The following is a 278-nucleotide window of genomic DNA, read 5'->3' on the forward strand; positions in this document are numbered from 1 at the left end:
CTCAGAAGGGCGCGCAATTTTCCCAGACCGCGATCGCTGCCGCTAAGTCTTCCAGCGACATACCGACCGACTTGAAGAGCGTAATCTCGCCCCCTTCGGCATGGCCCGGGATCTTGCCATGGCAGAGATCCGTGAGCGTGCCGGCGACCCGCTCCGCAGCATAATTCCCTTCGTCGATGCCGATCGCGACATCGCCGCCCTCGTCGATCGCCTTCTCCGAATCGACAATGACGCGCGCGCGGTGCAGCGCCTCGGCATCGGCCTCGCGCATCTGCATG

At 64.0% G+C, this 278-nt stretch carries 1 protein-coding gene; it reads right to left on the bottom strand.

All coding sequences use genetic code 11. The features are described 5' to 3' along the window. Position 1 precedes the first annotated feature (1 nt). Positions 2-278 (bottom strand): hypothetical protein (locus SB754_RS19970; RefSeq protein WP_410784119.1); only part of this gene is annotated, 277 nt, incomplete at its 5' end.

Source organism: Leifsonia sp. SIMBA_070 (genome assembly GCF_046534635.1).
In the GTDB taxonomy this organism is placed as follows: Bacteria; Actinomycetota; Actinomycetes; order Actinomycetales; family Microbacteriaceae; genus Leifsonia.